The sequence below is a fragment of the Nocardia sp. BMG51109 genome (genome assembly GCF_000526215.1).
GTDB lineage: Bacteria > Actinomycetota > Actinomycetes > Mycobacteriales > Mycobacteriaceae > Nocardia.
In genome coordinates, this window is the sequence record NZ_JAFQ01000004.1 from 6484593 (window position 1) to 6509211 (window position 24619).

A 24619-nucleotide genomic window follows, 5' to 3' on the forward strand; every position below is an offset into this window, starting at 1 on the left:
ACGCACGCCGATATGGCTCGGAGGATTTGCCGACCGCGTTGTCTGCAGACGCGGATGAGAACGATCGCCTCAGTGCAGAGGCCGAACGGGAGATTCGATATCCGCCATTGATTCTCCCCCGGGACAATGTGACGCCGGACGAAAACTACGGTACTGGCGCACGAAAGAACGTGTCAACGCTGGACACGCCACGAGCATCTGCTGTATAACGACGATCTTGTTTTGCCGGTATCTGGAACTTTGCCAGGCGCACGGAACCGGTGATGTGCATCACCTCTCGCGTTCCCCGGGCGCCTGTGAGCGCATTTCGATAGCACCAGAACAAAGTTGTTCACCGGCCTGGGTTCCCCGGGGGTGCCCGAGTTGTTTGCCCGCCAGAAGCTAACGCTGGTAACGTCGCCGGGCACGGTCCGGAAAACAATCTCTGAAGCTGGAATCCGGTGCGGTGAGGTCCAATTTGGACGTATTGTTCGAACGTATAGGCGTATTGTTTAAACGTATAAATTTCACTTAAGAATGAAGCTCGGGCGGCGCGCAGGACCGGTTGACTCCGAACCGATCGGACTGGTTCACTCGTACCGGATGGCGCGAAGGTTCTTCGTTCCACGGACAGATTTCGGGGAGGTCGCTGTTGTCGCCGTCGCCCCCACCCCACAGCCGTCTGATCGTCGTTGTCACCGATCGCAAATCCGTGACCTCTGCCGCCGCGCAGGCACTGCGCGACCTCACCGGATCGGCGGACCGCCGGCCGGCCCCTGACGCACCGGACCACGACGAGTACCGCCAGGTCGTCACGCGGGCCCGCCGGTTCCTGGCGCTGACGACCCCCGACGACGAGTTCCGGCTCGTCACCGCACCCTCGCTCGATGCGGTCCCGCGGTCGGTGGCCGCGGCCGGGCTGCCCGGCCCGTGCGTGCTCACGCTGCTGATCATCGATCACGACGAGCACCGCTATCGGGTCACCGACCCAGCAGCCCTGCAACGGCGGCTGGCCGGGCTCGCGGCCGTCCTGCCCGAGTCGATCGAGTTCGAGCCCTCTCCGACCACTGTGCAGGTCTACACCGACCCGGACGTCGATCCCTTCGTCGCACTGGAACGGTTCACGCCACGGTGGCGGCCCGAGTCGGACTGGGTGATCACCGCCGACATCGTCTGCGCCGTAGTCGATTCGGTACAGGCGCACCGCACCGACAGATTCCGCCCGGATCTGGGATCCAGCGCCGTGGCCGGCGCCTTGGCGCGGTTCCTCGACGACCGGGCCGGCCGGGAATGGGGGCTGCACTACTACACCGGGTCGGTTGTCGCCTCCTTCATCGACGATCTCGCCGAACACGCACGGCGCCAGGGCAACCCGGTCGTACGCGGACCGAGCGAGCACAGTCTGGCCTGCTCCGCGCTGGCACGCTGGTCGCTGGATCGCGCACCCTTCCTCATCGTCACGACGAGTGGTATGCACGACGAGTTCCGTGGCACGCTGGCCAACCTGCAGCGCGCCGCCGCATCCGGGTTCATCGTCTGCGCCGATTCGCGCCCCGGGCAGTGGTATCCGTTCCAGGGGACGATCCATCATCACGAGGACTCGCGGGAAGCGCTGCGGGCCAAGGGGATCGCTCTGGTTCACATCGCGGTCGCCGCCGACGTCCCGCGCGGCCTGGCCGAGGCGTTCGCACACTACCGGGCCGGGCGCGGCCCGGTGATGATCCTCGCCTCCCGCGACGCACTGGGGGTCACCGGTGAGCTCGAGCCGATCGCGACCCCGCCCGCGCAGCCGCACGACCCGGTGGAGGTCCGCCCGAGCGCATTCGAGGATCTCGTGGGCCTACTCAATTCCGCACCCAAGCGGATACTGTGCCAGCCCGCCGAGCTGACCGGCACCGGCCGCGACCTGATGTACGCCCTCGCATCCAGAGCCGGTGTGGCCCTGGCGGACTCGCTGGCGCGCCCCGGAACGGTCTGCGGCTATCACCGAGGGGCGCCGGTGCCCGAGTTCCTCGGCACGATGAGCCTCTACGGATACTCGGCGCGGGTCTACGAGTACCTGCATTCCGACGGACGGGTGCGTCCCGCCGCCGAGCAGGCACTGCTGTTCGTCGACACGCCGATCGCCGAGATCGACACCCCTTTCTCCGAACCGACGCTGCGCCGGCTCGCGCCCGCGCAGATCGTGTCCGACGCGCGCGATCGCGCGCCGTTCGCCGGCACCGTCGTGTCCGGGCACGCCGAAAAGGTGCTGCGCGCCCTGCTGGACCGGCTCGAGGTGGATCCCGCGGTCCTCGACCTGCGCCGGGCCGCCATCGACGCCACGTCCGATTCCCGATCCGACGTGGTCGGGCTGCTGCCGATCCGGCCGATGACGATCAACTACTTCGTCCGCCGGCTCCGCACCGCACTGGTCGAACTCATCGAGAACGACGGATACGACTACGTCGGGGTCTACGACGTCGGCCGCGCGGGCCTGTCGGCGACCTGCAATCTGCCCCGGACCACGGTCGGGTACTCGGGGTGGTTCGGCCGGGCGCTGATGGGCGACGGATTGCAGGCACTGCCGGGCGTGATCACCCGGCGCGGCACCAATGTCCTGGCGTTCATCGGTGACGGCGCGGCCGCGCTGACCGCCGACATCGTGCCGACCCTGATCCAGCAGATCGCGGTCGACGGGTCGCCGTTCCCGCACAACCTGAGCATCTTCCGCTTCGTCAACGGCGGCCATTCGGTGATCCGCACGTATCGCGAGAGCCACCGGCTGTCGGCCGTCGGCACCCAGACCGGCGTCCTCGGTTTCCTCGGCGACAACTGGGAACGATCCATCGGACCGCTCACCGTCGGTCACCGCCGCGTGCTGTCCTTCGACGACATCGACCTCGCCCGGCTGACCCGGCCGCAGAGCATCGATCTGTACAGCGTGGTCCTCGGTCACAACAACGAGGGCGACGGCCTGAGCATGATGTCGGCGTTCAGCTGGCAACGTGACGAACTGTCCAGCCGCGCATTGTCATTGGCCGGAGTACTGCCGAGTGGGAGGTCGCGATGAAGTTCGGTTTTCTGGTTCACCCGGTGTCGGCGCAGCAGCAGAACATGATCCGGGCCGCAACCCTGCTCGCCGCGACGGTCGCCGGGCGCGCCGGGCGCGGGCCCGCCGCGCCGTATCTCCCGGTCCCGTCGTTCGGGCACATCGTCTCCCCGACCGGGGCGAGCTGCTCCGGCGAAGTGCGCTACATCCCGCACACCGCCCCCGACCTGCTCGGCCACGTTTCCGAGTCGGTGTCCTACGTCATCGACCAGGTACGCTCGCTGCACGACAACGGCGCCGCACTGGTCGGGCTCGGCGGGGCCACCTCGATCATCGGCAACCGCGGTCAGCGGATCGCCGACCAGGTCGATATCCCGGTCACCAGCGGCAACTCCCTGACCGCCCATGCGGCGCACCGGCTGCTGCACGAGGTGCTCGACACCCTGGGCGAGGACATCGGCACCGTGCCGATCGGCGTGATCGGCGCTCCGGGCTCGATCGCCACGGCCCTCGCCTCGCTGCTGCTCGAGGACGGCGCCGAGGTCGTGCTCGCCTGCCGTAAGGGCCGGGTCGATCCGCTGCTGGTGCTCGCGGAATTCCCCCAGCGACACCGCGACCGGGTCGAGGTCACCACCGACCTCGCCGACTGCCTGGCCAAGACCACCGTCGTCCTCGCCGCCTCCTCCAGCGGTGCCATCGTCGAGGAGACGGCCCTGCGGCCGGGCACGGTGGTGATCGACGTCGCGCTCCCCCGGGACGTGGTCCACGCGGAGCGCCCCCGCGAGGACGTTCTCATCCTCGACGGCGGACTGATGACGGCCGGCTCGGCACTCGGTTCCGGTTTCGGTCTCAGCGAACAGCTCAACGGGTGCCTCGCCGAGACGATCGTGCTGGCACTGGAGCAACGGCCCGAATCCTATTCGCTCGGACGGCAGCTCGACCCCGCGCGGATCGGCGAGATCGGCGAGCTCGCGGCCCGCCACGGGTTCCGGGTGGCGCGTCCGGCACGGCTGGGCCGGCCACTGCCCGACGGGCGCCTCGCCGGGTTCGCCGCCGTCCGCGGGCGCGCACGCACCGGCGGCGCGGACGAGTCCACGCTGGCCCGGCGACGATTCGCCACACACGTCAACCCCCAGGTCGGCTCGATGTATGCCGTGCACGGCCTCGACCGCGTGTTCACCACCGGCCACGGCGCCGTCCTGGCGACCGCGGACGGCACGGAGTACCTCGACTTCGTCGCCGGCTACGGCTGCCTCAACGTCGGCCACAACCACCCGGCGGTCACCCGCGCCGCGCGGGGATTCCTGACCGGCGGGCAGCCGACCTTCGTGCAGTACACCTCCGTTCCCGCCCGCACCGGCGAGCTCGCCGAGCGACTGTGTCACCTCGCACCCGGCACGATGGAGCGGGTCTTCTTCAGCAACTCGGGCACCGAGGCCGTCGAGGCCGCGCTGAAGATGGCGCGGGCCGCCACCGGGCGGACACGAATCGTATACGCCGACAACAGCTTCCACGGCAAGACACTGGGCGCGCTCTCGGTCACCGGACGCGAGTCGCATCGTGCGCAGTTTCATCCGCTGGTGCCCGACTGCCTCCGCGTGCCCTACGGCGACGAGGACGAGCTCCGCGCAGCCGTCGCGGGCGCGGCCGCCTTCATCGTCGAGCCGGTCCAGGGCGAGGGCGGTGTCGTGGTGGCGCCGCCGGGCTATCTCGCCGCGGCCGCGAACATCTGCCGCGAGGCCGGCGCGCTGTTGATCGTCGACGAGATCCAGACCGGCCTCGGCCGCACCGGCACGATGTTCGCCTGCGAATCCCAGCTGGTCGAGCCGGACATCCTGTGCCTGGCCAAGTCGCTGTCCGGCGGGTTGGTACCGATCGGCGCGACGCTGACCACGGCGGCCGTCTGGGACGCCGCCTACGCCTCGCCGACCCGGTCGATCGCGCACACCTCCACCTTCGGCGGCGGCAACTTCGCCGCGGCCGTCGCGCTGGCCACACTGGACGTGCTCGTGGGAGAGGAACTTTCCACCCGCGCCGACCGGCTCGGTAAACGGCTGCGGGCCGGGCTGGAACGAGTCTGCGCACCGTTCGACTTCATCGCCGAGACCCGCGGTGTGGGCCTGATGAACGCGATCGCGTTCGACCCCGGCTATTTCGCCGGTGCGACCGGCGCCGCGGTGTCCGAGTCGCTGACCCGCCTGCCCGGCGGCCTGTTCGACCTGTCCGACACGCTGCCCGACACCGTGAGCGAGAGCCTGCGGCACGCGGGCACCGCGGTCGAGCAGGCGCTGACCGAGCTGCTGTGCATGCGGTTCGTCTCCGCACTCGGCACTCGGCATCGGATCCTGACGTTCATCACGGCCAACACCAACCAGGTCATGCGCATCCAGCCGCCGCTGGTGGTGGACGAGGCGGACATCGACCGGTTCGTCGAGGCCACCGGCGAGGTCTGCGGCACCCTCCAGCACCGGCTCGGTCACTGACCGGCCGCCACCGGCCCGGTCACCGACCGACATCCACCGGCTCGGTCACCGGTCGGCATCCACCGCAGAATCCCCCCACCCCCTACCGACACGCCCGACCATCGAGGAGGAGCCTTGGATCGCAATCTCATTCGCCAGCGGGTCGTCCGCATGCTCAGCGATACTCTGAGCATGTCGGCTGACGAACTCGACGACGAACGGATCGATCTACGCGACGATCTGGGTATGGACTCCATCGACTTCGTCGATCTGATCGAGCTGCTCGAGGCGGAACTGGGCCGGACCGTCGAACGCGAACAACTGGCGGGGGTGCGCACCATCGGCAACGTCGTCGACATGGTGCACGAACTGGCCACCGACGTGATCGCCCCCGGAACCGCCCAATGACGGATTCGTCCGATACCGTGCCCGCGCAGCACCCTGCCGGCGCCCGGGATTCGCCGCCCGGACCGCGGGGGTCCGGGTGGGCGCCATCGATATCGCACTTCACCGAACGCAACAGGTGGCGCCTCGTCGCGGCCTGGGTGCTGCTGCTGATCGTCGGGGCCGTCAGTGCTCTGTCGCTCACCGGCACCCTGCGCGCGGGTGGCTGGGACATCGCCGGCTCGAGCACGGTGGCCGTGCGGGACATGCTGTCGGAGGGGCTGCACGGACGCGGAGCCACGACCGCCGTCCTGGTGGTCCACGATCGCGACAACACCGACTCCTCCTCCGCCTTCGACGAGCGCACCCGGGAGGTCTTCGAGCAGGTCCGATCGGATCCGAGGCTGCGCGTGCAGAGCAGCTTCGGTTACAGCACGCTGTCACCGCTGTCGCGCGGCACCTTCCTCGGCAAGGACCGCGCGACGGTGGTGACCTCCATCGGCTCCGGCCTCGATGACAACACGGCCACGAAGGAACTGCCGGCCATCGAGAAGGACCTCGACGCCCGCTTCGATTCCCAGGGACTCGACGTGGCGCTGGTGAACGTGGAGATATTCCAGGGCGCGGTCAACGAGGACTCGGTACTGAGCCTGATCCGCGCCGAAGCGATCGCCCTGCCGCTCGTCGCGCTCGTGCTGCTGCTGCTGTTCCGCAGCGTGGTCGCCGTCGGCGCCGCGCTCGCGGCCACCCTGACCAATGTCGTGTTCGCCCTCGGGATCCTCGGCGTCGTCGCGCGGCAGGTCGAACTGTCCATCTTCGTGCAGAACGTCGTGCTCATGTTCGGTCTCGGTGTCGGCGTGGACTATTCGCTGATCATGATCAAGCGCTTCAAGGAAGAACTCGCCGCCGGGCAGGACGTACGCTCGGCGGTCACCGGCACCTTGGCCACCGCGGGGCATACGGTCGTCGCATCGGGCATCACGATCATCGCTGCCGCGGTCACGCTGTTCGTCGTGCCGGTCAACGCCATCGTGTCGCTCGCCGCGGGCGCGGCGCTGGTGGTCGCGATCGCCGTGCTGGTATCCAGCGTCCTCACCCCGGTGCTGCTGCATCTGCTCGGGCACCGAATCAACGCCGGCGTGCTGCGACTGCCCGGCCGGATCGGCGGCAGCGAGACGGCCACCGATGCCGAGCTGACCGAGCACCGCTGGTACCGGACCGCTCTGGCGGTCATGCGGCGGCCCGTGACGCTCCTGACGGCCGGGGCCGCCGTGCTGATCGTGCTGGCGGTTCCGGCGGCGAGCATGACCCTGTCGCTGCCGGACCTGCGCATGCTGCCCGAGTCCTCGCCGGTGCGCGTCGGGTCCGAGCATATTGCCGACCAGTTCGGTCCCAGTGCCGCGCTGCCGATCCAGGTCGTCGTCCAGAGCCCGGGACCGATCACCGACCCGGCGAACGCGGAGGCGCTGACCCGCTTCGTGCAGGACGTCGGCGCCCTGCCGGACGTGCAGACGGTGAACTCGGCGATGACCGTGCTGCGTCAGGTCTCGCCCGCGAACCCGTTCGCGGCGCTGGACCCGGCGGCCTTCGACCGTCTGCCCCCCGATGCGAAGCAGGGACTGCGCTACTTCGTCCCCGCCGACGCGCACCGCTTCGTGGTCGAGGTCGTGCCCGCCCGGGAGCCGGCCGATCCCGCCACCGAACGGCTGCTGAACCAGGTCGTCGAACGGTCGAACCAGCTACCGGCGCCGCTGACCTCCGACGTGGGCGGCATCACCTCGCGCTCGCAGGATTTGAACCGGGTGATCTCCGACCACATGCCGTTGGTCGTCGCCCTCATGCTCGCCGCGGTGTACCTGGTGCTGCTGGTCTCGTTCCGTTCGGTGTTCCTGCCGCTGAAAGCCATTGCCATGAACGTGCTGTCGGTCGGCGCGACGTTCGGGGTGCTGGTCATGCTGTTCCAGTACGGGTGGAACGCCGGCCTGCTCGACGACCAGGGGTTCCTGGTGTCCTTCGTTCCGCCGCTGATCCTCGCGATGATCGTCGGCCTGAGCACGGACTACGAGGTGTTCCTGCTCAGCCGGGTCCGGGAGGAGTACCGTGCCGGCGGCGACAACAAGCTCGCCGTCGCCCGGGGCATGGCTCGCACGGCACCGCTCATCACCGGTGCCGCCATCCTCATGATCGTCGTCTTCGGCGCCTTCGGACTCGCCGGGAATGCCATCATGCAGCAGATGGGGATCGGCCTCGCGGTCGCCGTGGCACTCGACGCGACGCTGGTGCGGATCATCATCGTGCCCGCGGCGATGAAGTTGATGGGCAACTGGAACTGGTGGCCGTCGCGCCCGAAACCGACGACGGAAACGGATCCGGTCCCGGGAGGTATCCATGCAAGCGAACGATGACCAGTGCGACGTCCTCGTCGTCGGCGCGGGCATCGGCGGCATCTGCGCCGCGACACTGCTCGCCCGGGCCGGCTACCGAGTCCTGTTGACCGAACGGCTGGATCGCGTCGGCGGCCGCGCCTCGACCGAACAGATCGACGGCTTCCTGGTGAACACAGGCGCGGCGGCCTTCGAGTTCGGCGGTGCCCTGGAGCAGGTGTGCCGGACCGTCGGCGTCCCCTACGGCGCCGGCTCGGCCACCGGCCGCGGCGTCCGGGTGCCCCGGCCGATGGTGGTACTGCGGCTGGGGCGCATGAACGTCGACCTGACCCCGGTGATCGGCGGCTGGGCGAACGGAGCGTTCCGCTGGATCTGCCGAGTGAGCCTGGACCGGCTGCCCCGGTTCGCGGCCGAGCGCGGCCTGCGGCCCGAGGACGTGACGTTCGCCCAGTGGCTGCACCGGTTCACCAAGAACCGCCGAATACACGCGATGCTTCGAAATCCCTTGGCGTCGTTCTTCGTCACCGAGGCGGACGAGTTGCCCGCGGCCGCCGTGTTCACGTTCTTCTCGCAGAACACCGGCCTGCGCAGGTTCGGATTCCACCCGGAGGGCAGTATCGGCGTCTCGCACGCACTGCTCGAGCGATTCGCGGAACTGGGTGGGCGGATCCGCACGTCCACCGAGGTACGGCGGCTCCGGGTCGCCGACGGCCGGATCACCGGCGCCGTGCTGGCGACCGGCGGCACCGAGACCGAGATCGACTGTGCCGCAGTGATCAGCGATGCCGGACCGCGAGCCACCGTGGAACTCGTCGGCGAACAACACTTCCCGCAGTCCTACCTGCGGGAGGTCGAGAACGCACGGCCCGCCGCCCTGCTGGCGGTCAACTTCGCCATGCGCAACTCGCTGGGCCGGTTCGGGGCGATGACCTTCGGCCCCACGAAGAACGGCAGACTCCTCGAACTGATCAACTTCACCCCCACCTGCCCGGAAATGGCACCGCCGGGATGGCACCTGTATCTCGGGTGGGGCCTGCCCGTCACCACCGCCGATGGTTTCGACGGCGAACGCGAGATGCAGGCGCTGCTCGAGGACCTGCGCACGACAGTGCCCGGATTCGACTCCGCACACATCCTGTCCACGACGGTCAACCGCGACGACTGGCCGGGCCAGCACGCCGCCCCCGGCACCGACCTCTCCCCGGCCACACCGATCCCCAACCTGTGGAACGTCGGCGACGGTGTCAAGAACTTCGGCGACGGAGGCACGGAATCGGTGGCGAAAACCTCCCGCGCCGCCGTGGACGCGATCGGGCACACCATCCCGCCGCATACCCCGCACGACTACAGGCCCGCGCGAACGTGAACGCCGACCGGCGACCGTCGACGGTGCCGAGTACACGGTGCCGAGTACACGGTGCCGAGTACATCGTCATGAACACCTCGGCCGGACGGGTCGAGGAGGAGAACCTGCGCCGTGACCCGCGGCCGTCGGTGTGCTGTTCCGATAGGGGCAACCCTGACGACCGTATCGAAATCCGTGGGTGCGCAGTGGGATTCGTCGAGGGCAACGACGCGTTGGGCATCATGGTTCGTCACTGTGCCGTGCTACGGGACGGCCGGTTGTTCGGTGTCGAGGATGTGTGGGAGGCCCCGGCGGTAGCGGTCGTCGTCGGACGATTCGAGCGCGGCGAACAGGGGCGGGCGTTGCAGCGGGGTGATGCGGCAGGGCGGTTCGGTGGAGCCCGCGCGGGCGAGGAGGGCGTTGGTGGCCGCGCGGGCGGCGATGTTCGCGCTTTCCATGGTGGCGACGTTGAGGCCGGTGCGGACGTAGTCGGCGGCGAGGAACAGGTTGGGCAGGGCCGTGGTGGCGGCGGGGCGGTGCTGCCAGGAGCCGGGGTGCTGGATGAACAGCGGGGTGTCGTTGGCGGCGTCGGGGGTTCCGGTGCCGGTGATGGCCGGGTCGAGGTGCCAGGAATGCAGGTCGGGGCGGGTGAGCAGGTCGGGGCCGTTGTCGTTGATGTGGGCGGTGATCTGGGCCCAGACCTCCTCGGCGATTTCCGTGCGGGTGCAGTCGCGGGCCGGTTTGCCGTGCACGATGCCGGGGGTGGTCCAGTCGGCGATGGCCGCGGACAGGATGTCGCGGACGGTGCCGTCGCCGTAGTCGGCCATCGGGCGTCTCCAGAACTGGGCCTGGCTGATCGAGGTCAGCGCCCAGGGTGAGTCGACGTAGCTGGTTCCGCCGGCGGTGAGCGGCAACGGTTTCCGGAGGTAGAACTGGATGCCGCTCATCCAGTCGGTGCGCAGCCCGTGCACACCGGCCAGTGCCGGGTCGGCGTCGAGGACCGGCCCGGTCAACAGCGGTGCGGCGCGTTCGGCCGGTACCGCGAGCACGTACCAGTCGGCGTCGACGCGCCGTGCCGTGCCGCCCGCGTCGCGCAGCACCACGTCGGTGATCTGTCCGTCGGCGACGGTCAGTGCCGTTGCCGCCCAGCCGGTTTCGAAGCCGACGCCGAGGTCGCGCAGATGGTCGACCCACGGGTGGATCCACAGTTCGTTGGTCGCTCCCTCCAGCACGCGCACGGCGACCGAGCCGGGGGTGTTGCCGAAACCGAGCAGGCTGAGGATGAACGCCTCGCCGATGATGCCGACGGAGCGGGCGTTGGCCTCGTCGGAGCGGATCGAGGCCAGGTTGCGGGTCAGGCCGCGGACCAGCAGCGCGTCGTATTCCGCGGATTTCGTGTCCGCGCACAGGAATCGGGACCAGGTGAGGTTCTCCCACTGCCCTTCGCGGCGTTCGGGGCCGCTGGTCATGAAGACGAGCAGTTTGCGCAGGAAGAAGTCGGCTTCGGCCGCAGGCATGTACCGGAGCAGGTCGATACTCGCGAGCGCGTTCGCAAGGAACTCCTCGGGTGCCGGGCCGGGGTTCCACGGCCGGGGCACGTTGGTCGCGGTGATCTCCGGGCGGCCGCCGACGCGGAAGAACCGGCCGGTTCCGGTGGGGACGAGGTTGTCGAACACGCTGCGTCCCGGGCCGTGCGGGATGGTCTTCATCAGCTCGTCGAGGTTGTGGTAGAAGCCGAGGAATCCTCGGTAACCGTGCTCTCCGGGGAGCTCGGGGCGGCCGCCGGTGCCCGAGCCGGGGACGGTGTTGCTGCGTGCCTTGCCGCCCAGGTCCGGGGTTCGCTCGTAGACGGTGACCGCGAAGCCGCGGCGGCCGAGTTCGTGCGCGGCCGACAGGCCCGCGACTCCCCCGCCGAGTATCGCCACTCGCCGGCCGGGCGCGGCCGCTCGCGCGGGCCCCGTGGACACGGCGACACCGGCGGCCGCCGTGGCGGCCAGTCCCAGGAACCCCCGACGGGTCGTGCTGTGTGTAGACCGCATGTCACTCCGAACTCATATCCAGTTGTCGAGAAGAAATAGATCATCACATATGCGCAGCGAAAACCGCCCGGTACGTGACTGGGCATCGCGGAGAATCCGCGAGATTCCTTGCTTACAAGCGGGTACCGGCCGAGACGGTGAACGCCGATCGGCCATCGACCCGGCGGCAGAACTGGATTTCAAGTAAGAACGACTGGCAACATCAGCGGCTTCCATCGCGTGCAGTGCGCCGGTGCCGCCGGGCGGATACTCTCTGTCCGGCCGCCGTCCGCCCGATACTCGCACACCTGCTGCCGATCGGCCATCGACCCGGCGGCAGAACTGGATTTCAAGTAAGAACGACTGGCAACATCAGCGGCTTCCATCGCGTGCAGTGCGCCGGTGCCGCCGGGCGGATACTCTCTGTCCGGCCGCCGTCCGCCCGATACTCGCACACCTGCTTCGGTGTGCCGCGTCCCCGCGCGTCGCGTTCCGTTCCGGCGGCCGCTCGTCGTGTACGGGGCCGGCGGAGTCTGCCCGGCGCCGGCTCCAGCCGTCGTTCCGGCATGTTTCGGCCGCAGTCCACTGCGAGATTCCGGCCGAGAAGTCGATGACGGGTGTGGCCGCGATCCGGTGCGAACCAGGCTGCGGCCGTGCCGATTCCGCACCGCCCGAGTTCCGGGCCGGGAGGTCGCAGCCGCTCCCCTGCGTGCGGCTGGGGCCGGGAGCCCGCTCGCTCCCGGCCCCACCCATGCCCGGAAACGTCACAGCGATCGAAACGCCGCGGCTTTCGCGGGGCGCGTGATCAGTCGGCCAGGGTACCGCTCAGCTCGTTGGGTGTTTCGGGAAGCGTGGCGGTGGCGGCGACGGTGCCGGTGGCCAGGTCGATGCGGTGGACCTTCTTCGCGGCGGTGTCGGAGACGTAGACGTCGGCGCCGCGCACGAACAGCGCCGGGCGCGGTTGCTGCCACTGCAGCGGCTCCTCCCACGGCGCGGTGACCGGGATGGTGCGCACCTGGGTGCCGGCGATCGGGTCGATGACGTGGATCTGCCCGTCGGTGCCGAGTACGAGGGCCTCGCCCTGCGGGCCGCGGGCCAGCGACCGGAAGGTGTAGCTGGTGCCGATGTCGAGCAGCCGCAGCGTGTTGTTGCGGGTGTCGACCAGCGAAATCTGCCGCGGCCGTTCGAGTTCGGCGTCCTCGTCCTGCTTGTAGTCGCCCAGCGCGATCGGTGAGGCGGCGCTGCCGGACAGGTTGCCGATCCGGCCGTACGGTGTGGGGCTGGTGACCTTCGTGATCTTTCCGTCGCGGTAGACGAGGGCGCCGGTCTGGCAGCCGACGACGACGGCCTCGCCCTGGACCGCGGCTTCACCGTGGATGCCCGGGCAGTCCTCGTTGCGGGTGATCTCCTTGCGGGCGGCGTCCAGGACGGCGATGCCGGTGCGCTTGTCCTCGGTGCCGAGCGTGTGGACCAGCTGACCGTTCGACAGCTCGATCGCGACACCGTGGTGCGGGGCGGCCGTCTTGTAGGTGTCGGTCTGCGGCGCACCGTCGGCGAGCTGATGCGGATCGAAGGTGGTGATCTCGCCGGAGCCGTCGGCGAACAGGACGGTGTGCCCGGCGTGCCGCACCACGTGCCCGGGTTTCGCGGCGGGGAACGAGAGGTCGGTCCAGTCGCCGTGTGCCGCGTCGAGGACGCGGAATCCGTCCTTCGTCGACACCATCAGGTGGTGGTCGTCGCCCGCGGGGTTGAGGCGGTTGAAGCCGTCCAGCTTCAGCTCGTCCGCCGTCGTCAGGGATTTTCCGTCCAGCAGGTAGATGCCGCCGTCGTAGGTGACCGCGATCGGCTCGGCGATCGCCGGGCCCTGCGGGCTGTCGGATGCCTCGTTGCCGGGTTCCGAACCGCCTGTGCCGCAACCACTCAGCGCTATCGCGGCGAGAACGCCGGACACGGCCAGTGATCGGGTGGCGCGGACGCGTAACCGCATGGTGTTACTCCATTCTCTTGTTCCGGGGCCGGATCACGCGGTCAGGCCGCGCACGATGGCCTCGGTGTTGGCGCGCATCATGTCGAGGTAGGTGGCGGCCGGGCCGCCGGGCTCGGTGAGCGATTCCGAGTACAGGGCGACGATTCGCACGTGCACTCCGGCCTGGTCGGCGAGCACCCGGGCGAGGCGGTCGGGCTGGGAGGAGTCGGCGAACACGGCGGGAACGCCCGTGGCGCGGACCGTGTCGGCCAGCCCGGCCAGATCCGAGGCGCTGGGTGAGGCGAGGGTGGTGCCGCTGGGCAGCACGGTGCCGATCACCTCGAACCCGAAACGCTGTGCCAGATAACCGAATACGTGGTGGTTGGTGACGAGCTTGCGCCGGTCGGCGGGGATGGTGCCGAACCGTTCGGTCATCCAGCCGTCGAGGCGTTCCAGTTCGGCGGAATACCGGGTGGTGCCGGCGCGCACCGCGTTCGCGTCGATGCCGCCGATCGCGGCGACGCGCTCGCCGATCAGCTCGACCGCGCGGCGCACCCGGGCGGGGTCGGTCCAGAAGTGCGGGTCGGGCCGGTCGTCGTCGGTGCCGCGGTAGCGGATCGGGTCGACCTGTTCGCCGACGGCGAGCGTGGTGACCCCGGCGTCGCCGGCGGCGTCGACGTGCCGCCGGATGCCTTCCTCGAGGCCGAGCCCGTTGTGGACGAACAGGTCGGCACGTTCGATGCGGGCGGCGGTCTGCGCGGAGATCGCGAACTGGTGCGGGTCGGCGTCGGGTGGCATCAGGACCGTGACCGCGGCCGTGTCGCCGACGATCGCGCGGGTCAGGTCGCCGAGAATGTTGGTGGTGACGACGATTTCGGGCCGGTCGTCGGGGGTGGCGGTGCAGGCGGGGGCCAGTCCGAGCAGCAGCAGGGCGGCGCAGAGCCGGATCAGGGTTCTCATCGGCCGGTCTCCACCAGGTGAGTCGGGGTGATGTCGAGCGGGAACGAGCGCGCCAGGCGCAGGTTGTCGCGGTAGTCGATCTCGCGCACGGCGCGGCCGGCGGCGTCGTTGACATAGGCGCGGGTGGTGTCGATCTCGATCGACGGTGGGGCCGCGCCGTCGGGGACGGGTGCGGTCAGCAACGGCACCTGGGCGGTCCGGGCGCCGGTGGCGATGTCGTGGCCGTGCAGGACGCCGTCGCGGGTCAGGGTGAGCAGGGTGCTGCCCTCCCCCGCGGTGTTGGCCGACGCGACCGGTCCGGTGTCGAGCAGCCGCCAGCTGCGCGCCCGGACGTCGAGCACCCAGACGCCGCGGTCCCCGGCGCGGGCGACGAGGGTGGTGCTGCCCGGGCGGTGGGTGAACTCCGTCGCGCGTTCGGCGTCCGGAACCGGTTGCGGGTAAGGGATTTTCGCGGCCTCGAACCGGCCGCCGGTCTCGGTGACGGTGACGGCGCCGCCGCGGCAGCCGAAGACCAGGCCGCGGCGGGTGACCGCGGATCCGCGGGGCGACGGGCAGGTCTCGGCCAGGGGCGCCACGGTCGCGCCGTCGCGGCCGCGGATCTCGAGCCGTCCCGTATCCCTGGTCAGTACGGCGAGGTGTTCCTCGTAGGGGATCGCGATGGCACCGTCGAGGACGCCGCGCTCGGTGATGTGGCCGTCGTCGAGGGCGGGCCGGTCCAGCAGGACGGTGCCGGACGCGGTGGCCACCGCGGTGAGCGCGACATCGCTGTGCACCGCGGCCGGTGCGCCACCGCCCGGTGCGCCGCGCAGTGTGCCGACCTCGCGGATCGCGGCCTTGTAGTAGTGCATGTGGTCGCCGTGGTCGACCGTCCACGCGCCGCCGTCGACGATCCGCACCGCCCCGCCCGCGGCGAGGTAGGCGAACCGGTCGTCGCCGCGGATCGCGGTGGCGCCCGGATGCTGCCCGGCCGGGGTGACGGTGTTCTCGATCGTGTCGACGACGCGGACCGCTCCGGCGGCGTCGGCGACGACTACCCGGGTCTGCGGCGCGTCGGTCTCCTCGGCTCCCTCGACGTAGCCGTGCGGTGTCTCGGTGACGGGCGCGGATTCGCCTCCGCCGGAACCGCATCCGGCCACCGGCAGGACGGCGAGCGCCGCCGCCGCGAGCGCCGCGGCCCGCTTGCCGGAACCCGACGAGCGCAGGCGGTCACGCAGCCACGCCGCCGCGACCGAGGCGAAGAACGTGGCCACCGCGACCGCGACGATGGTGGCGCCCGCGGCGGTGCCGGCGTGCCAGGACACGAACAGGCCGGTGACGGTGGCGAAGCTGCCGAACAGCGCCGCGAGCAGCATGATCACCGGAATGCGGTCGGCCCAGTGGATCGCCGCGGCGGGCGGGGCGATGAGCAGCCCGAACACCAGCAGCGTGCCGGCCACGTGGAAGGACGCGACGATGGCGAGGGTCAGCAGGCCCAGCAGCGCGGCCTGCGCCCACCGCGGCCGCAGCCCGAGGGTGTGTGCCTTGCGCGGATCGAAGGCCAGGGCCACGAATGCGCGGTGCCCGAGCACCGTGACCACCGCGGCGACCGCCAGCGCCGCCCCGAGACAGCCGAGGTCGCGGTCGCGGATGGCCAGGACGTCGCCGAACAGGAATCCGGTCACGTCGACGGCGAACGATTGCGACCGGGACACGATGATCACGCCGGCCGCCAGCATGCCGACGAACACCAGCCCGATGCCGGTGTCGGCGGTGAAGCGCGGATTGCGTTGCAGCGCGGTCACTCCCAGCGCCATCACCGCCGCGCTGCAGGCGGCGCCCACCAGCAGGTTGCCGCCGAGCAGCGAGGCGACGGCGACGCCGGGGAGCATGCCGTGCGCCATGGCGTCGCCGAGAAAGGCCATGCCGCGCACCACGACCCACGTTCCGGCGAGCGCGCATACGCAGGACACCAGGAGCCCGCCCCACAGTGCCCGCTGGACGAACGAAACCTCGAAGGGGGCAAACAGGACATCCATGGGGCGACACCTTATAGTGGAAATGATTTTCAATACAAGTTAGGTGATGTAGTGCACGGACAGAACACCCCGGCCGTTCGGATCGACTCGCTCGCGGCGGGCTACCGCTCGCACACCGTGTTGCACGAGATCACCACCGATGTCCCCGCCGCCCGGGTGACCGCAATCCTCGGGCCCAACGGCTCCGGGAAATCCACTCTGCTGAGCGCGATCGCGGGCGTCCTGGCACCCACCGGCGGCGCGATCGAACGGGCGAGCGACCGCCGGCCCGCCCTGGTCGTGCAGCACAGCGCCGTCCCCGCGACGCTGCCGATCACCGTGCGCGACACCGTCGCCATGGGGCGCTGGCCCCATCGCGGGCCCTGGCGCCGGCTGACCCGCGCCGACCACCGGATCGTGCGGGAATGCCTGGACCGCATGGGAATCGCCGAGCTGGCCCGCCGACGGCTCACCACACTGTCCGGGGGGCAGCGGCAGCGGGCGCTGCTGGCCCAGGCGCTGGCCCAGCAGTCCGGGCTGCTGCTGCTCGACGAACCCACCACGGGACTGGATGCCGAAGCGCGGCAGCAGATCTCGCGGATCCTGCGGGAACTCGCCGAGGACGGGGTGACCGTGGTGCAGGCCACCCATGATCACGCCGAGGCGCTGCGCGCGGACCACTGCCTGCTCCTGCGCGACGGTCGGCTGATCGCCACCGGCGCACCCGGGACCGTCCTCGGCGCGGAATTCTCGGTGCCCACCGCATCCTGATCGGGTTCGGGAGCCGAACATCTGCCCCTTGCCGCCGATCACGGACAGGATGCGTGCCCGCGCCCGGAACCGGTGGTGGCGGAGGCATCCGGAGAGTGGCACGGGCGGCGGATCCGGGCTGCGACGTGATCCCCGTCGCTCGTGCCGCCGCGGTGGATCCGGTGGCCCGAGAGACGGTGGGGCGCCGTCGATCACGCGGCGCGCCGCTCGCGAGTTCCCGCTCTGGCGTGTCCGGATTCGCCGGGATAGCGTGCGCGCGTGGAGCCCAACGCCCGCAGCGCCGAGATCTTCGAAACCGCCGCCGCCCATGCCACCCGCAACGTCCCGATCGCCAATCCCGCCGAGGCGGTCGACGCCGTGCTGGCCCGGATCCGGGGTGCCCGGTTCGACAGCGCGGCGGTCGTCGCGGTGTGCGACGGCAGCCGCCTGGCCGGGCTGATCACCCTCGAGAACCTGCTGGCCGCCGCGCGCGGGGCGCGGGTCGGCGAGGTGATGGACCCCCACCCGCCGACCATCGCCGGGCACCGCGATCAGGAGGCCGCCGCGTGGGAGGCGTTGCAGCACAACGAACCCGGACTGGCCGTGGTCGACGCGGAGGGCCGGTGGCTGGGGCTCATCCCGCCGCAGCGGCTGCTGTCGGTGCTGCGGCAGGAGCACGACGAGGACGTCGCCCGCCTGTCCGGCTACCTGAAATCCACCTCCGGCGCGCGCACCGCGACCGTGGAGCCGGTCGGGCGCCGCCTGTGGCACCGCCTGCCGTGGCTGCTGGTGGGGCTCGCCGGGGCGATGCTCGCGGCCGGTGTCGTGGACGCCTTCCAGGCCGAGCTGGAGCGGCAGGTGCTGGTCGCGTTCTTCATCCCGGGCGTCGTCCACCTCGCCGACGCGGTCGGCACCCAGACCGAGGCGCTGGTCGTGCGCGGCCTGTCGGTCGGTGTCGGCATTCGGCAGGTCGTGGTCCGCGAGTCGATCACCGGACTGCTGATCGGCGTGCTGATCGCGGCGGTGTCCTATCCGCTCACGCTGGCGATCTGGGGTACCTGGGACGTATCGCTGGCCGTGTCGCTGTCGTTGCTGGCCGCCTGCTCGGTCGCCGCGGTCGTGGCGATGGGCCTGCCGTGGCTGCTGTCGAGGCTGCGGATCGATCCGGCCTTCGGCTCCGGGCCGCCGGCCACCGTCGTGCAGGATCTGCTGTCGATCCTCGTGTACCTGGGCGTCGCGACGCTCGTCGTCACCTGAGCCCCCGCGCACGCGGCGGAAATCGACCTTCGGCCGGCGCCGAATCCGCACGGGTGCGCCGGGCGGACCGCGATTATAGGTCCGGAGTTCGATACAGGAAACCCGAATACCCGCATTCCCGTCGCAGCCGGGAATGCGGGAGAGGAATATGTGACCTTATTGTGATCGCGGCCAGACCGGAGCGGATTACGATCAACACCTGATTGATGCTCCAGAAAAAGGTCCTGTCACCTGCCGGACGGCGGGCAAGGCCAGAGAGGTCGGTGGCTTATGAGTAGCAGGTATTACGTCGATCGGACCATACGGTCCGCGCTGTGTATGGGTGTCGGCGTGGCGGCGTCCGGACTGATGTTCGCCGCGCCCGCGGTGGCGGATCCGCTGTGGCCCGGCGGCCCCGACATTCCCGGTGTCGGGCCGCTGATTCCGGGGCCGGTGATCCCTCCGGCGCCGGTCGTCGCGCCGTGCACGGCCGAGGGCGCGAAGGTGTGCATGAGCCTGTCCGCCAACGAGGCGTGGCTGCTCGAGGACGGCAAGGTGATCTACGGGCCCACCCCGATCTCGCACGGCCGCCCGGGATACGAGACGCCGCCCGGGGTCTTCCGCGCGGCATTCAAAAAGGAATACCACTGGAGTACCATGCACGACGCGGAAATGCGTTGGGCGGTGTTCTTCAACGGCGATATCGCCACACATATCGGGCCCCTCGAGGAAAAATCCCACGGCTGTATCCGAATGACGCCGGAGGGCGCCAAGGCACTGTACGACCACGTGAACCCGGGCGATATTTTCGAACTCGTACCATAATGTCGCGGCAGGTGCGCGCCGGCCGGATTATCGGTGCCGCAGGGTCCCGCTGATATCACCGATCGGGCCCTCCATCGTGTAGGTCGCGGTTCCGTCCTGATGGAGGGTCAGCGTGGAACTCTGGCCGTCGTCCAGGCACTGCGCCCCGCCCGTGAGGCGGGCGCGCAAGGTGATCGACGTGGTGTCGGCCGCGGTCAGGGTTTCGGCGCGTGCGCACGTCTGGTTCGACCGCTGGCCGGTGTTGCTGGAGCTGCCCAGTTCGTCACCGACCTTGCCGTCGTGCAGGTTGACCACGATGTCGTAGGTCGCCGCGATGTCCTCGGCGGTGCCCTTCCACGTGCCGACATAGTCGGCCGGCAGCGTCGCGGACGAACCGGCAGCATCCGACGACGGTGTGACACTGCCGGTTTCGGTGGTGGCGGCGTTTCCGTCCGTGGCCGGTTCGCCGGTCGGAGTGTCCGCGGCCACGGTCGAACTGCCGCCGCCCTTGTTGCCGGAGGCACTGTTGTAGGCGAGGATCCCGCTCACCACGCCGACCACGACCAGCGCGGCGGCCACGGCACCCAGCACGATCCCGCGGCGTCCGCGGCGGGCGGGAGGGTCGTTCGGCTGGTGCTGATGAGGCGCCCCCTGGTAAGGAGCCGCCATCGCCGAGCCGGGCGGCGGATGGGCAGGTCCCGCCGTGGCGGCCGGATGTTGCGGCCACGACTGCCCGGCCGGTGGCGTCTGCCCGGGCGCCGGCCACGATCCCTGGGATGCGAGCGTGGTGCTCGTCGGCGGCGGGGCCGGTGGTGCGGGTGAGGAGGGCGCGTCGAGGTGGAGCAGTTCCTCGGTCCGGTTGATGATGTCCTGGAGCAGCGGGCCCGGCAGCCATCCCCCCGGGCCGGCCGGGTCGAATCCGGCCAGGCGCTCGGCGAGTTCCGTCGGCGTGGGCCGGGATTCGGGCTGCTTGGCGAGGCAGGCCGCCGCCAGATCGCGCAGCCCGCCGGGGACGCCGTCCAGGCGCGGTTCGCCCTCGACCACCAGCCACAGCATCGACGCCGAATGACCGGAACCGAACGGTCCGGCGCCGGTGGCCGCGTAGACGAGCACACCGCCCAGGGAGAACACGTCGCCGGGCGGGCCCACGGCGACCTCGCCGGTGATCTGCTCCGGACACATGTAGCCCGGCGAACCGATGATCTTGCCCGTGGTGGTCAGCACCGTGTCGTCGGCGGCTCGCGCGATACCGAAGTCGATCACGCGCGGACCGTTCGCGGACAGCAGCACATTCGACGGTTTGAGGTCGCGATGCACCATTCCGGCGGTGTGCACGTCGGCCAGTGCGCGGGACAGGCCGGCGGCAAGGCGATACAGCGACTGCTCGGGCAGCGGCCCGTGCGCCTCGACCGCATCGGTCAGCGACATCCCGGATACGAAACCGGTGGCCAGCCAAGGCCGTCGGGCGTCGAGGTCGGCATCGAGAACGGGCACCGTGTACGGCCCGGCCACCCGGCGCGCCGCGGCGACCTCGCGCCGGAACCGGGTGCGGAACTCGGTGTCATCGGCCAGGTTCGCGTGCACCATCTTGACGGCGACGGTGCGGCCACCGCCGGTGCGCCCGAGGTAGACCCGGCCCATACCGCCAGAACCGAGCACACCGAGCAATCGGTACGGGCCGAGAGCTGCCGGATCGTCGGATCCCAACGGTCGCATCTGTGTAGGTGTCCTTCCCCGGTCCCGCGGCGCCGATGTGGTCGGCGTGTCATGATCTCACACGAGCGCATCGGCTGTAGGCAACTCGGGACCGCTCCGGCATTGCCTGTCCCGCACCGGCCGTCGATCGTCACCGTGCCGTTCCGGCCGCCGCTCCGCTTCTCGGAATATGTTGGCGCCGTACGAGTCTCGAACCCGGGAGGTTGCGGCGTCTCCCGGATGCCCGGAACGCCGGAAACCCGCACGGCGAACCACGTCGCCCGCCCGGATCGTGGTCCCGAGCGCCATCTGTGATCCGACCACCACAATCCGAAGGTGAGCGGCCCCGCCGGCGCCTGCGGGCCGCTCGGGTCCGATGCCGTATCGGGCAGTCCGCCGGATACGGCGAAGATGAGCGCCCGGACGTGCGCGCTGCACCGGCTCGGCCCCGGCCCGCCTGCCACCGGATCGGCCGGATGGGGCTGTCGGCGCGCTCAGCCGTGATGCCGGCGATACACCGCGACCGCGCCCGGATGCAGGGGCACACCGGCGGTCCCGATCAGCGACCGCACATCCAGGAACTGGGTGCCGGCGGCCTCGTCGGGAACCAGCCGCTCGGCGCGGCCGATGAGCAGTTCGGTGACCGCCGCCGCGGTGGCGTCCGGCAGCGACCGCGTGGTGACGAGCAGGTTGGCGACGCCGATCGTGCGGACGGCGGGGGTACCGGGATAGGCGTCGGCGGGAACGACGACGAGATCGTAGAGATAGCCGAACCGGTCCCGCAGCGGCCGGGCGAGATCGCCGAGATCGACCAGGCGCAGTGTGCCCGGCACATCGAGGACTCCGGTCGGCACGCCGCCCGCCCACAGCAGCGCGTCGACACCGCCGCCGATCAGGGCCGACACCGCCTCCCGCAACGCCAGATGGGTGACGGCGACGTCACCGCCGGGATCCAATCCGGCCGCCCGCAACAGCCGTTCGCCGGTCAGCGCCGCACCGGACCCCGATGCGCCCAGGCTGATGCGGGCCCCGCGCAGATCGGCCACCGCGCGGACCGGGCTCTCGGCGGCGACCACGAGCTGCACGTAGTTCTCGTACACCCGCCCCAGCGCGACCAGCCCGCCCCCGCCGGCATCGACGGAATCGGCGAGGGCCATGGCCGCATCGGCCTCACCGCGTTCGAGCAGCCCCAGATTGGCCTGCGATCCGGTGGTGGTGACCGGTCGGACGTGCACGGCGCCGGGATCGGCGGCGGCCAGCAGATCGGTGAACTCGTGATAGAAGCCGCCCACCTCGCCGGCGGCCACCCGCACCGTCGGCGGCGCGCCGGTCGCGCACCCACCGGCCGCCGCCACGGCGGCTGCGGCGCAGAGGAATTCGCGCCGGTTCATCGCCGCACCGCCGCGGGCAACCGGACGACCACCGACAGTCCGTGCGGGACGACCGCCTCGACGGTGAGCGTGCCGTGGCGCGAGTTCGCCAGCGCGGCCGCGATCGGCAGGCCGAGGCCCGAACCGGTCGCCGAGGCCGATGAGCCGCGATAGAACCTCGTCGTGAGCCGGTCGAGTTCGCCGGCGCCCACCCCCGCCCCGTCGTCGGTGACCGTGACAGTGACGGTGCCCCTGGAATCGGCCCAGCCGGTCGTGCCCCTGGAATCGGCGGAGCCGGAGGTGCCCGCGGAATCGGCCGAGCCGGAGGGCGGGCCCGAGGCCGCGACGATCAGCCGGGTGTGCGCCCCGGCTCCGGCGTAGCGGCACGAATTGCTCAGTGCCACATCGAGAATCCGGGCCAGCGTGTCGGCGTCGACGGCAGCCTCCGGATGCGGCGCGAGCGGCTCGGTGGTGAGCGTCAGCCCGGCATGGTCGAAGGCGCTGCGCCAGGCGTCGACCCGGTCCCGGGCCACCTGGACGGCGTCGCAGGCGATCTCGGTGTCGTCGCCGGCGGGATCGAAATCGGTGGTGCCCTCGGCGACGGCGAGCGTGAGCAGGCTGTCGAGCAGCCCGGTGAGCCGTTCCAGCTCGCCCGTGGCGCCGCGGAAGGTGGCGGCGGCGTGCCCGGGAATCACCGGTTCCAGGGAATCCAGCCGGATCGTCAACGCGGCCAACGGGTTCCGCATGGCATGCGCCGTATCCGCGACCAGCTGGCGTTGCGCCTCGGTGGAATCGACGACCGTGAGGGCCATGGCGTCGAACGATTCGGCGACCGCGCGGATCTCCGGCGGGCCGCCGTGCCGGTGGGTCATGGTGGCGTCCTCGACGGCCTCGGTGCGCGGCTTGGGCAGGCGGGCCGTCAGCCGGGCGACGGCGGTCGACAGTTCCGCCAGCGGGCGCAGCACCCAGCGCGACAACACCAGCGCCAGCGCGGTGCACGCCACCAGGGCGGCCAGGGCGCCGCCCGCGGCGATACCCCAGATGCGGGCGATATCGGCGCGGGCGCGGACGGTGGAGGCCTGAATGAGGACGGCGCCGTTGACCTGCACACCGGTGCCGACGGGCCGCGCGATCAGGACCGTGGCCGGCGACCACGGCATCAGCTGCCGGACCGGGGCCGCGCGCTGGTTGCGGCGGGCGGCGGCGACGGCGGACACGACCTCCGGGCTGCGGGCATCCACGCCGGCGTTGGCGACGGTCGCGCCGCGGGCGTCGACGACCAGCACGTTCTCGGCGTAGACCTCGTGGTAGCGGGCGGCCTCCATGGTCAGCGCGCGGGTGTCGCCCGTGGCGGCCGCGGCGCCGGCGAGGCCGGCGAACCAGTCGGCGTCGCCGCTGCGGCCCAGCATCAGCTGCTGGGTGCGGCTGGTGGCCGCGGTCAGGCACAGCGGGACGGCGAACGCGACGACCGCGAGAGTGGCGAACACGGTCAGGACCGTGAGCAGGCGCCGCCGCACGCCGTCACTCGCCCCATCGGTAGCCGTAGCCGCGGATGGTGGTGATCAACCCGGGCCGGTCGAGCTTCTGGCGCAGGCCGGTCATGTGCACGTCCAGGCTGCGCGACACCGCGACGAACGCGTCGCCCCAGATGCGGTCCATCAGCTGCTGGCGGCTGACTGCGGCACCCGGGCGTTCCACCAGCGCCCGCACGAGCTCGAACTCCTTGGCGGTCAACGCGATCGGATGCCCGGCGACCTCGACGCGGTGGGCGGCCAGATCCACCCGCACGTCACCGGTCGTGACGACCTCGGCCGGTGGCCCGGACGCGGCGGCCGCACGGCGGGTGACGTTCTCCAGGCGGGCGAGCAGTTCGGCGATGCGCGGCGGCTTCACCATGTAGTCGTCGGCGCCGCCGCGCAGGCCGCGCACCACCGACCGTTCGTCGCTGCGGGCGGTGAGCACGACCACCGGGACGGCACTGACCTCCCGCAGTTGCCGCAGCACCTGCAGCCCGTCGGCGTCGGGCAGGCCGAGGTCGAGGATGACCACCTCGACACCGTGGTGGCGGACGAGCAGATCGGCGCCGCGACGCATACGCAGCGCCTCGTGGCCGCGCGCGGACAGGGCCTCCACCAACGCGTCACCGACGCCGTCGTCGTCCTCGACCACTGCCACACGCACGCTGCGATTCTCCAGTAATCCGTTCCCGGCCGCGCCACGGGGGCGCACGCCGCTCGGCCG

Annotated in this window: 16 protein-coding genes; 8 read left to right on the forward strand and 8 right to left on the reverse strand. The window is 70.8% G+C overall.

The window, feature by feature from the left end; genetic code table 11:
• Positions 1 to 691 precede the first annotated feature (691 nt).
• The 5 genes from D892_RS0130645 (at position 692) to D892_RS0130665 (ending at position 9606) form a co-directional block, all read left to right on the forward strand.
• A complete protein-coding gene (locus D892_RS0130645) occupies positions 692 to 3031 on the forward strand; it encodes a hypothetical protein (RefSeq protein WP_024804908.1) in 2340 nt (779 codons plus the stop codon).
• Positions 3028 to 5493, forward strand: a complete 2466-nt coding sequence (locus tag D892_RS0130650) for an aminotransferase class III-fold pyridoxal phosphate-dependent enzyme (protein WP_024804909.1) — start codon at positions 3028 to 3030, stop codon at positions 5491 to 5493. Before D892_RS0130645 ends, D892_RS0130650 begins: the two co-directional genes overlap by 4 nt.
• A gap of 114 nt (positions 5494 to 5607) precedes the next feature.
• A complete protein-coding gene (locus D892_RS0130655) occupies positions 5608 to 5880 on the forward strand; it encodes an acyl carrier protein (protein WP_024804910.1) in 273 nt (90 codons plus the stop codon).
• Positions 5877 to 8261: an MMPL family transporter gene (locus D892_RS0130660; RefSeq protein ID WP_024804911.1), complete on the forward strand. Its 2385-nt coding sequence runs from the start codon at positions 5877 to 5879 to the stop codon at positions 8259 to 8261. Before D892_RS0130655 ends, D892_RS0130660 begins: the two co-directional genes overlap by 4 nt.
• Positions 8245 to 9606: an NAD(P)/FAD-dependent oxidoreductase gene (locus D892_RS0130665; protein ID WP_024804912.1), complete on the forward strand. Its 1362-nt coding sequence runs from the start codon at positions 8245 to 8247 to the stop codon at positions 9604 to 9606. The genes D892_RS0130660 and D892_RS0130665 overlap by 17 nt, the downstream gene beginning before the upstream one ends.
• Before the next feature lie 242 nt (positions 9607 to 9848).
• Here D892_RS0130665 and D892_RS0130670 read toward each other — a convergent pair whose 3' ends face one another.
• From D892_RS0130670 to aztB, 4 genes are all read right to left on the reverse strand, one after another.
• The gene (locus tag D892_RS0130670; protein WP_024804913.1) at positions 9849 to 11624 is read right to left on the reverse strand and encodes an FAD-dependent oxidoreductase; all 1776 of its coding nucleotides are present in this window, start codon (positions 11622 to 11624) and stop codon (positions 9849 to 9851) included.
• A 784-nt stretch (positions 11625 to 12408) separates the two neighbouring features.
• A complete protein-coding gene (gene aztD / locus D892_RS0130675) occupies positions 12409 to 13590 on the reverse strand; it encodes a zinc metallochaperone AztD (protein ID WP_024804914.1) in 1182 nt (393 codons plus the stop codon).
• 33 nt (positions 13591 to 13623) lie between these two features.
• On the reverse strand, positions 13624 to 14529 hold the full coding sequence (gene aztC, locus D892_RS0130680) for a zinc ABC transporter substrate-binding protein AztC (protein ID WP_024804915.1): 906 nt from the start codon (positions 14527 to 14529) through the stop codon (positions 13624 to 13626).
• Positions 14526 to 16544 carry a zinc ABC transporter permease AztB gene (gene aztB, locus D892_RS0130685; RefSeq protein ID WP_024804916.1) on the reverse strand — a complete coding sequence of 673 codons (2019 nt, stop codon included), beginning with the start codon at positions 16542 to 16544 and terminating at the stop codon, positions 14526 to 14528. Before aztB ends, aztC begins: the two co-directional genes overlap by 4 nt.
• 51 nt (positions 16545 to 16595) lie before the next feature.
• On the opposite strand from aztB, the gene aztA reads away from it, so the two are divergent.
• The 3 genes from aztA (at position 16596) to D892_RS0130700 (ending at position 19334) form a co-directional block, all read left to right on the forward strand.
• Positions 16596 to 17294 (forward strand): zinc ABC transporter ATP-binding protein AztA, encoded by a 699-nt coding sequence (gene aztA / locus D892_RS0130690; protein WP_024804917.1) that lies wholly within the window; start codon positions 16596 to 16598, stop codon positions 17292 to 17294.
• Between the two features lie 258 nt (positions 17295 to 17552).
• On the forward strand, positions 17553 to 18530 hold the full coding sequence (locus D892_RS0130695; RefSeq protein WP_024804918.1) for a magnesium transporter: 978 nt from the start codon (positions 17553 to 17555) through the stop codon (positions 18528 to 18530).
• Positions 18531 to 18800: 270 nt separating this feature from the next.
• Entirely contained in the window at positions 18801 to 19334 is a 534-nt protein-coding gene (locus D892_RS0130700) for a L,D-transpeptidase (RefSeq protein WP_232236205.1), read from the forward strand.
• Positions 19335 to 19361: 27 nt separating this feature from the next.
• Here D892_RS0130700 and D892_RS0130705 read toward each other — a convergent pair whose 3' ends face one another.
• From D892_RS0130705 to D892_RS0130720, 4 genes are all read right to left on the reverse strand, one after another.
• Complete coding sequence (locus D892_RS0130705; RefSeq protein WP_024804920.1) at positions 19362 to 21029, reverse strand: protein kinase; 1668 nt, start codon at positions 21027 to 21029, stop codon at positions 19362 to 19364.
• 473 nt (positions 21030 to 21502) lie between these two features.
• Positions 21503 to 22399, reverse strand: a complete 897-nt coding sequence (locus D892_RS0130710) for a TAXI family TRAP transporter solute-binding subunit (protein ID WP_024804921.1) — start codon at positions 22397 to 22399, stop codon at positions 21503 to 21505.
• Positions 22396 to 23895, reverse strand: a complete 1500-nt coding sequence (locus D892_RS0130715) for a HAMP domain-containing sensor histidine kinase (RefSeq protein ID WP_024804922.1) — start codon at positions 23893 to 23895, stop codon at positions 22396 to 22398. The genes D892_RS0130710 and D892_RS0130715 overlap by 4 nt, the downstream gene beginning before the upstream one ends.
• A 4-nt stretch (positions 23896 to 23899) precedes the next feature.
• A complete protein-coding gene (locus tag D892_RS0130720) occupies positions 23900 to 24559 on the reverse strand; it encodes a response regulator transcription factor (protein ID WP_024804923.1) in 660 nt (219 codons plus the stop codon).
• Positions 24560 to 24619: the final 60 nt, after the last annotated feature.